At 71.6% G+C, this 16,929-nt stretch carries 14 protein-coding genes; 9 read left to right on the top strand and 5 right to left on the bottom strand.

Annotated elements, in window-relative coordinates; genetic code table 11:
• Positions 1-113: 113 nt before the first annotated feature.
• The 4 genes from ACIQH8_RS15125 to ACIQH8_RS15110 all read left to right on the top strand — a co-directional run bounded on the left by ACIQH8_RS15125 (position 114) and on the right by ACIQH8_RS15110 (position 7,638).
• A complete protein-coding gene (locus ACIQH8_RS15125) occupies positions 114-3,746 on the top strand; it encodes a bifunctional proline dehydrogenase/L-glutamate gamma-semialdehyde dehydrogenase (protein ID WP_401000137.1) in 3,633 nt (1,210 codons plus the stop codon).
• Positions 3,747-3,959: 213 nt separating this feature from the next.
• Positions 3,960-5,417, top strand: a complete 1,458-nt coding sequence (locus ACIQH8_RS15120) for a basic amino acid/polyamine antiporter (protein ID WP_401000135.1) — start codon at positions 3,960-3,962, stop codon at positions 5,415-5,417.
• A gap of 35 nt (positions 5,418-5,452) precedes the next feature.
• The gene (locus ACIQH8_RS15115; protein WP_401000133.1) at positions 5,453-6,691 is read left to right on the top strand and encodes an arginine deiminase; all 1,239 of its coding nucleotides are present in this window, start codon (positions 5,453-5,455) and stop codon (positions 6,689-6,691) included.
• A 2-nt stretch (positions 6,692-6,693) separates the two neighbouring features.
• Entirely contained in the window at positions 6,694-7,638 is a 945-nt protein-coding gene (locus ACIQH8_RS15110) for a 1-phosphofructokinase family hexose kinase (RefSeq protein WP_401000131.1), read from the top strand.
• Positions 7,639-7,868: 230 nt separating this feature from the next.
• Here ACIQH8_RS15110 and ACIQH8_RS15105 read toward each other — a convergent pair whose 3' ends face one another.
• Positions 7,869-8,351 (bottom strand): ATP-dependent zinc protease, encoded by a 483-nt coding sequence (locus ACIQH8_RS15105; protein WP_401000129.1) that lies wholly within the window; start codon positions 8,349-8,351, stop codon positions 7,869-7,871.
• A gap of 26 nt (positions 8,352-8,377) precedes the next feature.
• On the opposite strand from ACIQH8_RS15105, the gene rimK reads away from it, so the two are divergent.
• Positions 8,378-9,586, top strand: coding sequence for a 30S ribosomal protein S6--L-glutamate ligase (gene rimK / locus ACIQH8_RS15100; RefSeq protein ID WP_401000127.1), 1,209 nt, complete (start codon positions 8,378-8,380; stop codon positions 9,584-9,586).
• A gap of 187 nt (positions 9,587-9,773) precedes the next feature.
• Here rimK and ACIQH8_RS15095 read toward each other — a convergent pair whose 3' ends face one another.
• Together ACIQH8_RS15095 and ACIQH8_RS15090 are read right to left on the bottom strand one after the other, a co-directional pair.
• Entirely contained in the window at positions 9,774-10,136 is a 363-nt protein-coding gene (locus tag ACIQH8_RS15095) for a GntR family transcriptional regulator (protein WP_401000125.1), read from the bottom strand.
• A 30-nt stretch (positions 10,137-10,166) separates the two neighbouring features.
• Positions 10,167-10,604 (bottom strand): Lrp/AsnC family transcriptional regulator, encoded by a 438-nt coding sequence (locus ACIQH8_RS15090; protein WP_401000123.1) that lies wholly within the window; start codon positions 10,602-10,604, stop codon positions 10,167-10,169.
• A 282-nt stretch (positions 10,605-10,886) separates the two neighbouring features.
• Here ACIQH8_RS15090 and ACIQH8_RS15085 point away from each other — a divergent pair, with 282 nt between their 5' ends.
• Entirely contained in the window at positions 10,887-11,714 is an 828-nt protein-coding gene (locus ACIQH8_RS15085) for an LLM class F420-dependent oxidoreductase (RefSeq protein ID WP_401000121.1), read from the top strand.
• Positions 11,715-11,755: 41 nt separating this feature from the next.
• On the opposite strand, the gene ACIQH8_RS15080 is transcribed toward ACIQH8_RS15085, so the two are convergent.
• On the bottom strand, positions 11,756-12,544 hold the full coding sequence (locus tag ACIQH8_RS15080; protein ID WP_401000119.1) for a hypothetical protein: 789 nt from the start codon (positions 12,542-12,544) through the stop codon (positions 11,756-11,758).
• 391 nt (positions 12,545-12,935) lie between these two features.
• On the opposite strand from ACIQH8_RS15080, the gene ddaH reads away from it, so the two are divergent.
• Both ddaH and ACIQH8_RS15070 read left to right on the top strand, forming a co-directional pair.
• A complete protein-coding gene (ddaH, locus tag ACIQH8_RS15075) occupies positions 12,936-13,799 on the top strand; it encodes a dimethylargininase (protein ID WP_401000117.1) in 864 nt (287 codons plus the stop codon).
• A 54-nt stretch (positions 13,800-13,853) separates the two neighbouring features.
• The gene (locus ACIQH8_RS15070; protein ID WP_401000115.1) at positions 13,854-14,354 is read left to right on the top strand and encodes a Rho termination factor N-terminal domain-containing protein; all 501 of its coding nucleotides are present in this window, start codon (positions 13,854-13,856) and stop codon (positions 14,352-14,354) included.
• Between the two features lie 21 nt (positions 14,355-14,375).
• On the opposite strand, the gene ACIQH8_RS15065 is transcribed toward ACIQH8_RS15070, so the two are convergent.
• Positions 14,376-15,206 (bottom strand): alpha/beta fold hydrolase, encoded by an 831-nt coding sequence (locus tag ACIQH8_RS15065; protein WP_401000113.1) that lies wholly within the window; start codon positions 15,204-15,206, stop codon positions 14,376-14,378.
• A 138-nt stretch (positions 15,207-15,344) separates the two neighbouring features.
• On the opposite strand from ACIQH8_RS15065, the gene ACIQH8_RS15060 reads away from it, so the two are divergent.
• Entirely contained in the window at positions 15,345-16,889 is a 1,545-nt protein-coding gene (locus ACIQH8_RS15060) for a peptide MFS transporter (protein WP_401000111.1), read from the top strand.
• The last annotated feature ends 40 nt before the right edge of the window (positions 16,890-16,929 follow it).

Here is a 16,929-nt window from a genome sequence, read left to right as displayed (position 1 = left end):
AACAGTATGCATCGGATTCATTCGCTGTACCGAACGGAATCCGGAGCGCACACTGGAGGTGCCGGGCGCGCATCATCCCCGTGCGCCCTCCGAGACCTAAGGACACCGCAGTCGTGACCACTTCGAAGCTCCTCACGGACGTCGTCCCCGACACCGACCACGTCATCGCCCTCGTCGAGCGCTGGCTCGCCGAGAGCGCGAACCACCCCGTCGACCCCGCCGCCCAGCGTCTCGCGGGCGTGCTGAAGGACGAGCACGGCCTCGCCTTCACCGTCGGCTTCGTCGACGGCGTCATGCGGCCCGAAGACCTCGGCGTCGCCGGTCGCAACCTCGCCGAGGTCGCGAAGCTCACCCCGAAGTTCCTGCCCGCGTACCTCAAGGCCGCGATCCGCCTCGGCGGGGCGATGGCGCCGGCCTTCCCCTGGATCGTGATCCCGATCGCGCGCCGCGTGCTGCGGGCCATGGTCGGCCACCTCGTGCTCGACGCGACGCCCGCCAAGCTCGGCCCGGCGATCGCGAAGCTCCGCGAGTCGGGCAACCGCCTGAACCTCAACCTGCTCGGCGAGGCCGTGCTCGGCGAGCACGAGGCCGACCGGCGCCTGAAGGGCACCTACGACTTCCTCGCGCGCGACGACGTCGACTACGTCTCGATCAAGGTCTCGAGCGTCGTCAGCCAGCTGTCGATGTGGTCGTTCGACGAGGCCGTCGAGAAGGTCGTCGCCAAGCTCACGCCCCTCTACGAGCTCGCGGCGAAGGGCGCCGCACAGGGCACGGCCAAGTTCATCAACCTCGACATGGAGGAGTACCGCGACCTCGATCTCACGATCGCGGTCTTCAAGCGGCTCCTCGACCAGCCGCAGCTGCAGGGTCTCGAGGCCGGCATCGTGCTGCAGACCTACCTGCCCGACGCACTCGGCGCGATGCAGGACCTCACCGAGTGGGCGCAGGCCCGCCGCGCCGCGGGCGGTGCCCCGATCAAGGTGCGCGTCGTGAAGGGCGCGAACCTCGCGATGGAGAACGTCGACGCGCACATCCACGACTGGCCCCTCGCGACCTACTCCACCAAGCAGGACTCCGACACCAACTACAAGCGCGTGCTGCACTGGTCGATGACGCCCGAGCGCATCGACGCCGTGAAGCTCGGCATCGCCGGCCACAACCTCTTCGACGTCGCACACGCGTACCTCACCGCGAAGGAGCGCGGCGTCGACCACGGCGTCGAGTTCGAGATGCTGCTCGGCATGGCGACCGGCCAGGCCGCGGCCGTGCGCGGCGACGTCGGCCGCCTGCTGCTCTACACGCCGGTCGTGAACCCGAGCGAGTTCGACGTCGCGATCGCCTATCTGATCCGCCGCCTCGAGGAGAACGCGAGCCAGGACAACTTCATGTCCGCCGTGTTCGAGCTGAGCTCGAACCGCGCATTGTTCGAGCGCGAGCGCGACCGCTACCTGCGTTCGCTCGCCGCGCTCGAGGGCGAGGACCCGGAGGGCCCGGCGCCCGCGCCGAACCGCACCCAGAACCGTCGCACCGAGTGGGACGAGAAGGATGTCGCCGAGCTCGCCGGCACCGTCGTCGGCGCGCCCGCTCCGGGCGAGGAGCACGAGGGCTCGCTGACGAGCGTCGTCCTCGGCATCACGCGCGGCTCGGGCCTCGACGGCGACCTGACGGATGCCGCGGCGCTCGCCGCCGCCGAGCTCACCGGTCCCGGCGTCACGCCGGGCTTCCGCAACGAGCCCGACACCGACCCCGCGCTCGCCGCGAACCGGGACTGGGGCCGCCGCATCCTCGAGCGCGTGCCCTCCTCGACGCTCGGCGTCGACACCCTGGAGGCCAACCGCATCGAGACCGCCGACGAGCTCGAGCAGCTCATGACGACGGTCGCCGCGAACGGCGCCGCCTGGGGCGCCCTGCCCGGCGACGAGCGCGCCGCCGTGCTGCACCGTGCGGGCCTCGCGCTCGCCGCGAACCGCGACCGCCTCATCGAGGTCATGGCCGCCGAGACCGGCAAGACCATCGCCGAGGCCGACCCCGAGATCAGCGAGGCGATCGACTTCGCGCACTACTACGCCGAGCGCGCCCGCGAGCTCGATCACGTGCAGGGCGCCCGCTTCGTGCCCTCGAAGCTCACCGTCGTGACCCCGCCGTGGAACTTCCCCGTCGCGATCCCCGCGGGCGGCGTGCTCGCCGCGCTCGCCGCGGGCTCGGGCGTGATCATCAAGCCCGCGAAGCTCTCGCAGCGCTCGGGCGCGATCATGGTCGAGGCGCTGTGGGAGGTCGGCATCCCGAAGGACCTGCTCGCCCTCGTCGACCTCGGCTCGCGCGACCTCGGCACCAAGCTCGTCTCCGACGAGAAGGTCGACCGCGTCATCCTCACGGGCGCCTACGAGACGGCCGAGCTGTTCCGCTCGTTCCGGAAGGACCTCCCGCTCCTCGCCGAGACCAGCGGCAAGAACGCGATCATCGTGACCCCGTCGGCCGACCTCGACCTCGCGGCATCCGATGTCGTCAAGAGCGCCTTCGGGCACGCGGGCCAGAAGTGCTCGGCGGCCTCGCTCGTGATCCTCGTCGGTTCGGTCGCGAAGTCCGAGCGGTTCCGCCGCCAGCTGGTGGATGCCGCGACGAGCCTCCGCGTCGGCTGGCCCGAGCACCCGCAGAGCCAGATGGGCCCCATCGTCGAGCCCGCGAACGGCAAGCTGCTGCATGCACTCACGACGCTCGGCGCCGACGAGGAGTGGCTCGTCGAGCCGCGGCAGCTCGACGGCACCGGCCGGCTCTGGTCGCCCGGCATCCGCGCGAACGTGAAGCCCGGCTCGTACTTCCACCTCACCGAGTTCTTCGGCCCCGTGCTCGGCATCATGCACGCGAAGGACCTCGACGAGGCCATCCGCTTCCAGAACGCCGTCGACTTCGGCCTCACCGCGGGCCTGCACTCGCTCGACTCCGACGAGCTCGGGACCTGGCTCGCGACCGTCGAGGCCGGCAACCTGTACGTCAATCGCGGCATCACGGGCGCGATCGTGCAGCGCCAGCCGTTCGGCGGCTGGAAGCGCTCCTCGGTCGGCGCGGGCGCGAAGGCCGGCGGCCCGAACTACCTGTTCGGCCTCGGCGACTGGGCACCCGACCACTCCGAGCCGAGCCGCTCGCTCCACCTCCGCGGCCTCGAGCAGCGCGTGACCGACCTCATCGAGGCGTCGCAGTCCTCGCTCGAGTACGAGGCCTACGAGGTGCTCCGCCGCTCCGCGCTCTCCGACGCGGTCGCGTGGGCCGACGAGTACGCCACGGTGAAGGATGTCTCGGGCCTCGGCGTCGAGCGGAACCTGTTCCGCTACCTGCCGCTCCCGGTGACGATCCGGGTGAGCGAGGACGCGACCCTCGCCGACGGCCTCCGCGTCATCGCGGCGGGCCTGCTCGCGAAGTCGCCCCTGTCGGTCTCGACCGCCCACGAGCTGCCCAAGGGCGTGCGGGCGCTGCTGGCCTCGCGCGACATCCGCGTGGTGCGCGAGGGCGACGCCGGCTGGATCAGCCGCGCTGGCAAGGGCGAGGTCACCGGTCGCGTCCGCCTCGTTGGCGGGTCGGCGACGGCGCTCGCCGGGGCGACCGGCGGCACGCCCGACCTCGCGGTGTGGTCGCACCCGGTCACGCCGTCGGGCCGCGTCGAGCTGCTGCCGTTCCTCCACGAGCAGGCGATCTCGATCACGAACCACCGGTTCGGCAACCCGACGACGATCTCCGACGGCGTCATCTAGGGCCGTTCCGAACGGATGCCACGGGGCGGTCGCGCGAGCGGCCGCCCCTTCGTCGTGCCCGCCGGTCCGTCGCGGCGCGCTTCGGGCCGGGCGCGGCCGCGCCATCCGCTCGCCCTTGTGCGCCCGACCTCGCTGCGCTAGACACGGAGCAGGTTGCGACGCCGCGTCCTGAACCATCCGCCCGGGGGCGGATCGAACGGGGAGGGGGCCCTGATGGCATCGACCACCGAGCGGGTGACGTCCAAGCTCAGCTTCCCGGCACTGACCGCGATGGTCGTCGGCTCGATGGTCGGCGCAGGCGTGTTCCAGCTGCCGGCCCGCTTCGCGGGCCAGACCGGCGTCTACGGCGCGCTCATCGCCTGGGGGATCGCGGGGCTCGGCATGCTGACGCTCGCGCTCGTGTTCCAGACGCTCGCGATGCGCAAGCCGGAGCTCGACAACGGGGTCTACGTGTACGCGAGGGCCGGCTTCGGGGTCTACCCCGGCTTCCTCTCCGCCGTCGGCTACTGGGCATCGGCGTGCGCGGGCAACGCGTTCTACTGGGTGCTCATCATGACGACGCTCTCGCAGCTGTTCCCGGGGCTCGCGCCCGTGCTCGGCGAGGGCGACACGTGGCCGGCGTTCTTCGTGTCGGTCGCCGCGGTGTGGGGTGTCTACCTGCTGATCCGACAGGGCGTGCGCGAGGCGGCCGCGATCAACTTCATCGTCACGATCGCGAAGCTCGTGCCGCTCGGGCTCTTCATCGTGCTCGTGATCTTCTACTTCGACTGGGACGTCTTCGTCGGCAACCTCTCCGGCGACGACGGCCCGGCCGCGTACGAGACGCTCTTCGCGCAGGTGCAGGGCACGATGCTCATCACGGTGTTCGTCTTCCTCGGCATCGAGGGCGCGAGCGTGTACTCGCGCTACGCGAAGAAGCGATCGGATGTCGGGCGGGCGACCGTCCTCGGGTTCCTCTCGGTGCTCGCGCTGTTCGCGTCGGTGTCGATCCTGTCGTACGGGATCCTGCCGCAGGCCGAGATCGCGGCCCTCCCGCAGCCGTCGGCCGGTGGCGTGCTCGAGGCGGCCGTCGGTCCGTGGGGTGGCGCGTTCATCCGCGTCGGGCTCATCATCTCGGTGCTCGGCGCCTATCTCGCGTGGCAGCTGCTCGCGGCCGACGTCGTGTTCGCCGCGGCGAAGGACCAGGACCTGCCGCGGTACTTCGCTCGCCTGAACTCCCGCGAGGTGCCCGAGCACGCGGTGCTCTGGACGTCGATCCTCGTCACCGTCATCCTCTTCCTCGTCCAGTTCGTGAACGACGCGCTCGACTTCACCCTCGACCTCACGGCGGCCCTGTCGCTCGCGCCGTACGCGCTCGCGAGCGCGTACGGCGTGAAGATCGCCGTGCGACGCGACGGGTACGCGGATGCCGCGTCCGGCCGTCGCGCGCGGGAACTCGTGATCGCGGCGATCTCGACGGCGTACACACTGTTCCTGATCTGGGCGGCGGGCTACGTCTTCCTGTTCCTGGCGTGCATCCTCCTCGCCCCGGGGACCGCGCTCTACGTCGTCGCCCGACGGCAGCAGCAGGCGAGGGTCTTCACGCCGGTCGGGCTCGTGGTCTTCATCGCGATCGTGGCGTTCGCCGTCATCGGCGTCGTCCTGCTCGCCACCGGTGCCGTCCAGCTCTGACCATCCTCGCGCCGCGGCGCAGAAGGGAGCACACCATGTCGGACCAGTCGCACGGGGTCCACTCCGAGGTCGGCCGCCTCAACACGGTCCTGGTCTGCCGGCCGGGCCTCGGCCATGAACGGTTGACGCCGAGCAACAGCGACGCGCTGCTCTTCGACGACGTGCTGTGGGTGCAGAACGCCCAGCGCGACCACGCCGACTTCGTGCAGCACATGCGGGACCGCGGCGTCGAGGTGGTCGAGCTCCACGACCTGCTGGCCGAGACGCTCGCCGTGCCGGGGGCGCGCGACTGGCTGCTCGATCGCAAGATCGTCCCGAACGAGGTCGGCGCCGGACTCGTCGCCGACACGCGCGCGTTCCTCGATTCGCTGGACCACGCGACGCTCACCGAGTACCTCATCGGCGGGCTCTCGACGCGAGACCTGCCGGCCGAGTTCCGCGCGCCCGAGGTCGCGCTGGTGCGCGAGTCGGCCGGCATGACCGAGTACCTCATGCCGCCGCTGCCGAACACCATCTACACGCGCGACACGACCTGTTGGATCTACGGCGGGCTGACCCTCAACCCGCTGTACTGGCCGGCCCGGCACGCGGAGACCATGCTGATGAAGGCGATCTACGACTTCCATCCGGACTACACGGGCAGCACGGTCTGGTGGGGCGATCCCGAACAGGACCACGGGCAGGCGACGCTCGAGGGCGGCGACGTCATGCCGGTGGGCAACGGCGTCGTGCTGATCGGCATGAGCGAGCGCACCTCGCGGCAGGCGATCACGGCCGTCGCCGCGAAGCTCTTCGAGCAGGGCGCGGCCGAGCGCGTCGTGGTCGCGGGCATGCCGAAGCTGCGGGCGGCGATGCACCTCGACACGGTCTTCACGTTCGCCGACCGCGACCTCGTCACGTACTACCCCGACATCGTCGACGGCATCCACACGTTCTCGCTGCGCCCCGACGGCAGTGGCGGCATCGAGGTGACCGAGGAGCGCGCCTCGTTCATCGAGGTCGTGGCCGAGTCGCTCGGGCTCGCGAAGCTGCGGGCGGTCGAGCCGGGCGGCGGGTGGTACGCGGGTGAACGGCAGCAGTGGGACAGCGGCAACAACGCCGTCGCGGTCGAGCCGGGCGTGGTCTTCACGTACGACCGCAATACGTACACGAACGCGCTGCTGCGCGACGCGGGCGTCGAGGTCATCGAGATCGTCGGCGCCGAACTCGGCCGCGGTCGCGGAGGAGGGCACTGCATGACCTGTCCGATCTCGCGCGACGCCGTCGACTACTGACGATGGCTGTGCACGCACCCATCGTGACGTTGACGATGAACCCCGCGCTGGACGTGTCGAGCACGGCCGACCGGGTCGTGCCCGAGCACAAGCTGCGCTGCGGCCCGAGCCGGTTCGACCCGGGAGGCGGGGGCGTGAACGTGAGCCGCGCCATCCGGAACCTCGGCGGCAGCTCGATCGCGGTCTACCCGCTCGGCGGTCCGACCGGTCAGGCGTACCGCGGCTTCATCGAGGAGGCCGGCCTCGTCGCGCGGGTGATCACGATCGCCGGCAACACGCGCGAGAGCTTCACGGTCGACGAGCTCTCGACCGGCGACCAGTTCCGATTCGTGCTGCAGGGGCCCACGATGCGCGAGCCCGAGTGGCGCGCGTGCCTGTCGGTCGTCGCCGACGAACTGCCCGTCGGCGGGTTCCTCGTCGCGAGCGGCAGCCTGCCGCCGGGCGTGCCGGCCGGGTTCTACGCGATGCTCGCCGAGATCGCGTCCGAGCACGACGTGCGCCTCGTCGTGGACGCCTCGGGGCCGGCGCTCGCGGCCGCGCTCGAAGCCGGCGTGTTCCTCATCAAGCCGAGCCGCGACGAGCTCGCCGACCTCGTCGGCGCCGCGGGCGATCTCGACGAGCCGGCAATGGTGGATGCCGCGCGGTCGCTCGTCGCGGCCGGGCGCAGCGAGATCGTCGCGCTCACGCTCGGCGGGCGCGGCGCAATCCTCGTGACGGCCGACGAGGTGCTCCGTCTCCCGACGCCTCGCGTCGTGGTCGCCAGTGCCGTGGGTGCGGGAGACGCGTTCCTCGGTGCCTTCGTGCTGCGGCTCGCGCAGGGCCGGGCGCTTCCCGCGGCGTTCCGCACCGCGGTCGCGGCCGGCAGTGCGACGGCGATGCTGCCGGCGACGGAGCTGTGCCGGGCCGCGGATGTGGCGCGGCTGGAGGCCCACCTCAGGGCCGCGTGAGCCGCGGCATCCGTCGCGTCCGCCGGCGACGCCGACGAGTTCGCAGGGTGACGTGGGTGATGAGGCCCGACGGGGCCCTGTGGCGCGGTTGGTCCTGCGAACTCGGCCCGGCCTCGCGGTCGACGCCGACGAGTTCGCAGGATGAGGTGGGCGATGCCCGCCGCCTGGACGCCGTCTCGCGTCTGATCCTGCGAACTCGACCGGACTGGCGAGGGCGGGGGCCGGTCGCCTCAGGCGCGGCCGCGATTGCGGCGACGGATGTCGCGGGGCGCGCGCCCGCCGACGAACGACCGCCCGGCATCCACGAGGAACCCGTTGCGCAACGCCTCGCGCCCGATCAGCATGCGGAAGCCCATCTCATCGCGATTGGTCAGCGTGACCTCGGCAGTGACGGGGCGATCGTGCAGCACGATCTCCATCAGCACGACGAGACGCTCCTGCGTGTGCCCGGTCGAGCTGCGGATGACCCGGCGATCGTGCACGGGCAGCTCGACCGTCGCGGCATCCGCATCGGTGTCCTGCCACGGGTGGATGCCGAACCGCACCCAGGCGACGCCCTCGCGCTCGAACTCCTCGACGTCGAACGCGTGCAGCGCCGACGAGCGCGCGCCCGTGTCGAGCTTCGCCTTCATCCACTCGACGTCGGCCTGCGGGAGGCGCACCCATTCGCGCCATCCGGCGATGGTGTTTGAATGGTTCGGCACATCCGTCACCCGATCATCTTCGCAGGGACTCCCGCATGAAACTCGCGATCCTGTCGCGCGCGCCACAGGCGTACTCGACCCAGCGTCTCCGTGCTGCAGCGCAGCAGCGCGGACACCAGGTCAAGGTCCTGAACACCCTCCGCTTCGGCATCGACCTCTCGGGCGCCGAGCCCGACCTGCAGTACCGCGGTCGCCCGCTCAGCGACTACGACGCGATCCTGCCGCGCATCGGCAACTCGATCACCTACTTCGGCACAGCCGTCGTGCGGCAGTTCGAGCAGATGGACGTCTACACGCCGAACACGGCCAACGGCATCACGAACGCGCGCGACAAGCTGCGCGCGAACCAGATCCTGTCGCGCCACAACATCGCGCTGCCCGCCACGACGTTCGTGCGCAATCGCGCCGACCTCCGCCCCGCGATCGAGTCCGTCGGCGGCGCGCCCGTCGTCATCAAGCTGCTCGAGGGCACGCAGGGCATCGGCGTCATCCTCGCCCCGACGGTCAAGGTCGCCGAGGCGATCATCGAGACGCTGCACTCGACGAAGCAGAACGTGCTGATCCAGAAGTTCATCGCCGAGAGTCGCGGCCGCGACATCCGCGCCCTCGTCGTCGGCGACCGCGTCGTCGCCGCCATGCGCCGGGTCGCGAGCGGCGACGAGTTCCGCTCGAACGTGCACCGCGGCGGCAGCGTCGAACCCGTCGAGCTCACGCCCGAGTACGAGCAGGCCGCCGTGCGGTCCGCGCAGATCATGGGCCTGAAGGTCGCGGGCGTCGACATGCTCGAGGGCAACGAGGGCCCGCTCGTGATGGAGGTCAACTCGTCGCCCGGCCTGCAGGGCATCGAGACGGCGACGAAGCTGGATGTCGCGGGCGCGATCATCGACTACATCGGCAACCAGGTCGCCTTCCCCGAGATCGACGTGCGCCAGCGGCTGACCGTCTCGACGGGGTACGGCGTCGCCGAGCTCCTCGTGCACGGCGCCGCCGACCTCGTCGGCAAGTCGCTCGGCGAGTCCGGCCTCTGGGAGCGCGACATCACGGTGCTGACGCTGCACCGCGGCGCGACCGTGATCCCGAACCCGCGCAAGGGCGTCGTGCTCGAGGCCGAGGACCGCCTGCTCTGCTTCGGCAAGCTCGAGGAGATGCGCTCGATGATCCCCGAGCGCCGTCGGCGCCGGCAGAAGGTGCGGCGCCTGCCGAAGGAGCCGATCCCGGCGCCGCCCGAGGCCGCGGCGAGCTGAGCGGGCCGCGCGCCCGCGGCGCGCCCGCGCCCCGCGCGCCCGCGCCCCGCGCCCTCCCGCGCGCGCCCCGCGCGCCCCGCCCGCGCGCGCCCGAGTGCGATTTCTGTGTTCGAGTGCGGCTTCATGCGGCACTCCACCGCAGAAATCGCACTCGAACGGGGTGGCCGCGGGACGCGAGGCTCCCGCGTCAGCCGCGGGCGCGGAGTGCGCGCGCGACGGCGGCCAACGCGTCATCCGTCGTCACGCCCAGGCGTTCGACGCTGTCGGCGAAAGTGGATGCCGCGGACTGCAGCGCCTGCTCGACCGGATCGCCCGCCGCGCTCACGAACGTGCCCGCGCGGCCCCGCCCCTCGACGACGCCGTCGGCCTCGAGCTCCTTGTAGGCGCGTGCGACCGTGTTCGCCGCCAGGCCGAGCTCGTCGGCCAGGCCGCGCACGGTCGGCAGCTTCGAGCCCGCCGCGAGGCGTCCGTCGCGGACGGCATCGACGACCTGCATGCGGAGTTGCTCGTACGGCGGAGTGTGCGCGTCGTCGTCGACGGTGAATCGCATGGGGACGGCTCCGGGGTCGGTCGGCGCGGGTCAGTCGCGGTTGCGGTTGACGAGGCGCGACAGCACGATCGCGCTCCTCGTGTGATCGACGTTCGGGGCGATGCGCACGCGTTCGAGGGCGTCCTCGAGCGAGGTGATGTCGCGGGCGCGCATGTGCACGATCGCGTCGGCGCTCCCGGTCACCGTGCCCGCGTAGACGACCTCGGGGACGTTCTGCAGGATGCGCTGCAGTTCGTCGGGCGCGACGGTGCCGCGGCAGAAGAGCTCGACGTACGCCTCGGTGCTCATGCCGTCGACCGCGGGGTCGACCTGGATCGTGAACGCCTTGATGACCCCGTCGGCGACGAGCTTGTCGACGCGTCGCTTCACCGCCGACGCGGACAGCCCCACCGACGACCCGATGTCGCCGTACCCGGCCCGCGAGTTCTGGCGGAGCAGGTCGAGGATCGCCCGGTCGAGGTTGTCCATGGGGCGAGTGTACGGCGGTCCGTTGCGCCCGGGAACGGGTCGACGCCGGATTCGTGCGCGCCGTTGCGCGTTCGTGACCGTGAGCGGACGGATGTCGCGTGGCGCCGGGTGCGCGCCCGGGCTCGTCGCTGGGGTCGTCGTCAGGATCGGCGGGTGTGCGGCGTTCCCCACCCGCCGATCCTGACGACAACCGCCGCCGGCCGCGCGACGCGCGGACGCGGCATCCGTTCGCTCGTGGCGCAGACCGCGGAAACCGCTCGCCCGCGCGCGTAGCGTGAGGCCATGACCCCGAACACCGCTCCCGTCCGCCTCGGCATCCAGCTGCAGCCGCAGCACGCGACCTACACGCAGATCCGCGACGCCGTGCTCCGCATGGAAGACCTCGGCGTCGACGTCGTCTTCAACTGGGACCACTTCTTCCCGCTGTCGGGCGACCCGGACGGCCTCCACTTCGAGGCGTGGACGATGCTCGGCGCCTGGGCCGAGCAGACCGAGCGCGTCGAGTTCGGCTCGCTGGTCAACTGCAACTCCTACCGCAACGCCGACCTGCAGGCCGACATGGCCCGCACGCTCGACCACATCAGCGCGAAGGGCGGCGACACCGGCCGCTTCATCTTCGGCACGGGTTCGGGCTGGTTCGAGCGCGACTACGACGAGTACGGCTACGAGTTCGGGACGGTCGGCTCGCGCCTCGACGACCTGGCCGAGGCGCTCCCGCGCGTGAAGGCGCGATGGGCGAAGCTCAACCCGGCGCCGACGCGCGACATCCCGATCATGATCGGCGGCAAGGGGGAGCAGAAGACGCTGCGCCTCGTCGCCGAGCACGCCGACATCTGGCACTCGTTCGTTGGGCCCGACGAGCTCGCCCACAAGCTCGAGGTGCTGAACCGCTGGGGCGAGAAGGTCGGGCGGGATGTCTCGGGCATCACGATCTCGAACGAGCTCCCGCGCCGCAGCCTCGACGACGCGTACGCCGACGCGCTGTACGACGCCGGCGTGCGCCTGTTCACGCTCGGCATCTCGGGACCCGCGTACGACGACGCGCCCGTGCGCCACTGGCTCGCCTGGCGCGACCGGCGCAACCAGGACGCGGGGGTGCGCGCGGCCTGAGCCGCGCTGGCAGCGGGGCGCGCAGCTCGGCGCGCTCCCGTTCAGCCCGTCGGCCGGGCGGTGAAACTCACCTCGCCGGATTCCGCCCATTCGATGCGGTAGAACGCGGTCTCGAACCCGCCCTCTGCGTACAGGCCGTCTGCCGGGAACAGGCCGTCCGTGGTGCAGGTCGACATGCCGCCGACCTCCCGGACATCGAGCAGCAGGCAGACCTGCGCGGAGTCCGCGCTCCGCGCGACGTGGATCGACGCGCCGTCCGGATACGTCCCGACGCGTCGGAGCGTCGCGGGGTCGACCGTGGGGTCCTCGAAGCCCGGCAGGTCCTCAGGTACCTGCGCGCGCTCGAACACCGCCATCGCTCGCGCCTCGGCGAGCGGCACCGGCTCGGCCGCGTCGCTCGCCTCGCCTCGCTCGAGCTCGAACGTGAGGGCCGTGTCGGGGATCGGGCCCTCCGAGCCGCCCGCCAGGTCGGTCGTCTGCGCGCCCGCGATCCAGCCGGTGCCGAAGCCCAGGGCGAGCGCGATCGCGCCGACGACGACGCTCCAGCGAAGGGCAGCGGATGCCGCGCGCCGCGGCTCCTCGAGCGGCGGATCACCTGCGATGCCGAGCGCATCGAACGGATCCGCGTCGAGTGCCGCGGACGCCGCCGCTGCCGGGGTCGACGGGGTGCCGGTGACATCGGCCGGCGATTCGGGCCGATTGCTCCCGGACCGCGTCGCAGCACGCCGAAGGGCGTGGAGCTCGTCTGCGGCGGCCTCGCGCGCGTCGTCGTCCGTTCCCGCTCCGTATGCGAGTCGCTGCAGTTCGGCGATGCGATTGCCGTCGGACATCCGGGTCTCCTCGCTCGGCCGGCGTAGGGGCGGCCGGGGTGGAGTCAGGATGGCGCACCGCGGTCCCGCTCGGCAAGCCTCGGCGGGCGGTCTCCTCGGGCGACGCCGGATTCGTGCGCGTCGCACGCCCGCCACCGCGCCGGAAGCCCGCGGGCCCGCGATCCCTCAGCCTCGAAACATTGCGCAGGATCATGGAACGCGCAGGAATCGTGTGCGAGACGCCGAGAAGTCGCACGCATCGAGCGCCACACTGGAGGTGGCGTCCCGACGGCGGTGCCATCCGAACACCGCCGCCGGGGCTCGAGAGAGCGACCTGGTCCGCCGACACCCCACCGGCCGAGCCGGCGGCGCGCCGCCGTGCCCGGCCGACGAACCCACCTCGAGGAGTGAGATGTCGACCGTGATCGAGACCCAGACGACCCCGACCCCCGCAGCGCCGGAGCGCACCGCGTCGAAGAAGACCGTGCTGATGTGCCGCCCCGAGCACTTCACCGTCGTGTACCAGATCAACCCGTGGATGGATCCGGCGAAGCCGACCGACACCGCGCTCGCGGTGGCGCAGTGGCAGACGCTGCACGACACGTACGTCGGCCTCGGCTTCGACGTGCACCTCATCGACCCGGTCGAGGGCCTGCCCGACATGGTCTATGCGGCGAACGGCGGCACCGTGATCGACGGCATCGCGTACGGGGCGAAGTTCACGCACGCGCAGCGCGCGGCCGAGGGCCCGGCGTACATGGAGTGGTTCCGCCGGGCGGGCTTCGACGTGCGGGAGCCGGCCGAGACGAACGAGGGGGAGGGCGACTTCCTGCTCGTCGGCGACGTGGTCCTCGCGGGCACCGGCTTCCGCAGCGACGGAGCGAGCCACGAGGAGCTTGCCCGCATCACCGGCCGCGAGGTCGTCACGCTGACACTCGTGAACCCGAGCTTCTACCACCTCGACACCGCGATCGCCGTGCTCGACTCCCGGCCGGGGCAGGAGCACATCGCCTACCTGCCGAGCGCGTTCGACGGCCCCTCGCTCGAGATCCTGCGCGAGCGCTACCCGGACGCGATCCTCGTGTCCGAGGAGGATGCCGCGGTGCTCGGCCTGAACTCGTACAGCGACGGCCGCAACGTCGTGATCGCGGCGCGTGCGACCGGATTCGAGCGCCAGCTGCGCGATGCGGGCTACCACCCGATCGGCGTCGACCTGTCCGAGCTGCTGCTCGGCGGCGGCGGCGTGAAGTGCTGCACGCTCGAACTGCGGCGCTGATCCCGCTACGATTCGGCAGGACCCCACCCACCGACCCACCCCGAGGGATCGACGATGGCACCTGCGAACACCGACCAGAACGCTGCCGTGAAGGCGCTCGGCGCCGCGAAGCAGCTCGCCGCCCGTGCCGGGCAGGCCACGCGCGAGCGGCTGCGCACGCTCCGCCGGAAGCGCACGACGACGGATGCCGCGGGCGCGGCGACCGTCGACGAGCCCGCGTCGAGCACGACCGCGCCGGCGTCGGCGCGGAGCTCGGCTGAGACCGCGCCCGCGCCCGCCGCCGCGGCCTCCACCCGACCCACGACCGACGCGACGGCGCCGGACGATGAGTCGGCCGACGACATGCCGGGCGCCGTCGAGTCGGCTGCCGAGACGCGCACCGCCGCGAAGCCCGCGGCCACGAAGAAGCCCGCGGCCGGGCCGGGCGCGAAGCCCGCATCGGCCGACCTCGCGTCGCGCACCGTGCCCGAGCTTCGCGCGCTCGCGAAGGAGCGCGGCGTCACGGGGTACTCGCGCATGACGAAGCCGCAGCTGCTCGAGGTCCTCGCGGGCTGAGGCACCGGCGCCCGCGTCGGCCTACGACGCCGCGAACGTCAGCAGCGCCGCGTTGACCTCCTCGGCGTGCGTCCACAGCATGCCGTGCGGCGCCCCCTCGATCTCGACGTACTCCGCCTCGGGGAGCATCGGGTGGAATCGCCGGGCGGTGGCGTCGATCGGGAGGATCCGGTCGGCGGTGCCGTGCACGATCAGCGCGGGCACGTCGATGCGCTCGATGTCGGCGCGGAAATCGGTGAGCCACGTGTCGACGCACGCCGACGCGGCGTACCATCCCGCGCTCGCCGCCGTCGCCCAGCTGCCGCGCACCGCGGCCTCCGAGATGCGGGAGCCGAGGTTCTCGTCGAGGTTGTAGAAGTTCTCGAAGAACCCGTCGAACCAGGCGAAGCGGTCGCCCTCCGCCTGGGACCTCAGCCCGTCGAAGTCGGGCGCGGCGCCCTCGGGATTGTCGTCGGTCTGCCGCAGGTACGGTTCGAGCGAGCCGAGGAACACGGCCTTCGCGATGCGGTCGCTGCCGTAGGTGCCGAGGTACCGGCCGACCTCGCCGGTGCCCATCGAGAAGCCGACGAGCGTGACATCCGACAGCTCGAGCCCATCGAGCAGGGCCTTCAGGTCGGCGGCGAACGTGTCGTAGTCGTACCCGGTCGTGGGCTTCGACGACCGGCCGAAACCGCGCCGGTCGTACGTGATCACGCGGTATCCGGCGCCGAGCAGTGCCCGCGACTGCTTCTCCCACGATGCCCCGTCGAGCGGGTAGCCGTGGATGAGCACGACGGGCCGGCCATCGCCGTGGTCCTCGTAGTGGAGCTCGATGGGCGCGGAATTCTCGGTTCCGACGGTGATGTACGGCATGTTCGGTGTCCCCCTGCGGTCGTCCCTGCGGTCCTCTGCCTCGGCAAGTCCAGCACTCGCCGACGGGCGGGACAAGGCCCGGGGGCGGATGCCGCGGCCCCTGACCGCTCGCGGCGAACGGGTGTAGTGTGCTGGGCCATGCGAGACGACGATCGTCCGACGGGGGAGAGCGACGAGTCGGCGGCCGAGGCGGGTGCGAGCGCAGGGGTGACGGCGCCGCCGGCCGAGTCGGGCCACCGCGATGACCGGGCGGACCGCGGCTTCTTCGGACAGCCGCGAGCGCTCGCGCACATCTTCGGCGTGGAGATGTGGGAGCGGTTCAGCTTCTACGGCATGCAGTCGATCCTGCTGCTGTACCTGTACTTCTCGGTGTCCGAGGGCGGCCTCGGCATGGAGCAGAGCGCTGCGGCGGGCATCGTCGGCGCGTACGGCGGCGCCGTGTACCTGTCGACGATCCTCGGCGCGTGGATCGCCGACCGCCTGCTCGGCAGTGAACGGGTGCTCTTCGTCTCGGCGATCGTGATCATGGCAGGACACATCGCCCTCGCGCTCCTGCCGGGTTTCCTCGGCGTCGGCGTGGGCCTCGTGCTCGTCGCGTTCGGGTCGGGAGGTCTGAAGGCCAATGCCACGAGCGTCGTCGGCACGCTGTACTCGCGCGACGACCCCCGACGGGACGCCGGGTTCTCGCTGTTCTACCTCGGCATCAACCTCGGCGCGTTCCTCGGACCGATCATCACGGGCCTGCTGCAGTCGACCGTCGGGTTCCACTGGGGCTTCGGCGCGGCGGCGGTCGGGATGGCCATCGGACTCATCCAGTACTCGTTCGGTCGCAAGGGGCTTCCGCCCGAGGCATCCGTCGTGCCCAACCCGCTGCCGCGGGAGAAGCGCGGCCTCGTCGTCGGCATCGCGATCGCGGCGGCGATCCTCGTCGTCGCACTCGTGCTGACACGACTGGTGACGGCGGAGAACCTCGTGACCTGGGTGATCGGCGGCACGATCATCGCCGCGGTGGCGTACTTCATCGTGATCCTGACGAGCCATGCGGTCACCGCGGTCGAGCGGAGCCGGGTGTTCGGCTTCATCCCGCTGTTCATCGCGAGCGTGGCGTTCTGGTCGCTCTACCAGCAGCAGTTCACGGTGCTCACGATCTACTCCGACGAGCAGCTGAACCGCGACCTGTTCGGCTGGGAGATGCCGATCTCGTGGGTGCAGTCGATCAACCCGGTCTTCATCATCCTGCTCTCGGGCGTGTTCGCGGCGCTCTGGACGAAGCTCGGCGACCGGCAGCCGTCGACGCCCGTGAAGTTCGCGCTCGGCACGACGATCATGGGCGTGGCGTTCCTGCTGTTCCTGCCCTTCGCGGGCGGCGGGCCGAACTCGACGCCGCTGCTCGCGATCGTCGGCATCCTGTTCGTGTTCACGGTGGCCGAGCTGCTGCTCTCGCCCGTGGGGCTGTCGGTGGCGACGAAGCTCGCGCCCGAGAAGTTCCACACGCAGATGGTGGCGCTGTTCTTCCTGTCGGTCGCGCTCGGGACCGCGATCGCCGGCCAGCTGGCGGAGTTCTACTCGGCCGTGCCCGAGGCGGTCTACTTCGGCGTGCTCGGCGCGATCGCCATCGTGCTCGGCGGGGCGCTCGCGCTCGCGACGCGGCCGGTGCTGCGACTCATGCAGGGGGTGCGCTGACCCGGTTCGCTGCCCGTCGGCGCGGCCGGGTACGATGCCC

Source organism: Agromyces sp. GXQ0307, assembly GCF_044769845.1.
Classification (GTDB): Bacteria; Actinomycetota; Actinomycetes; order Actinomycetales; family Microbacteriaceae; genus Agromyces.
This window is presented reverse-complemented; position numbering and strand designations above follow the sequence as displayed.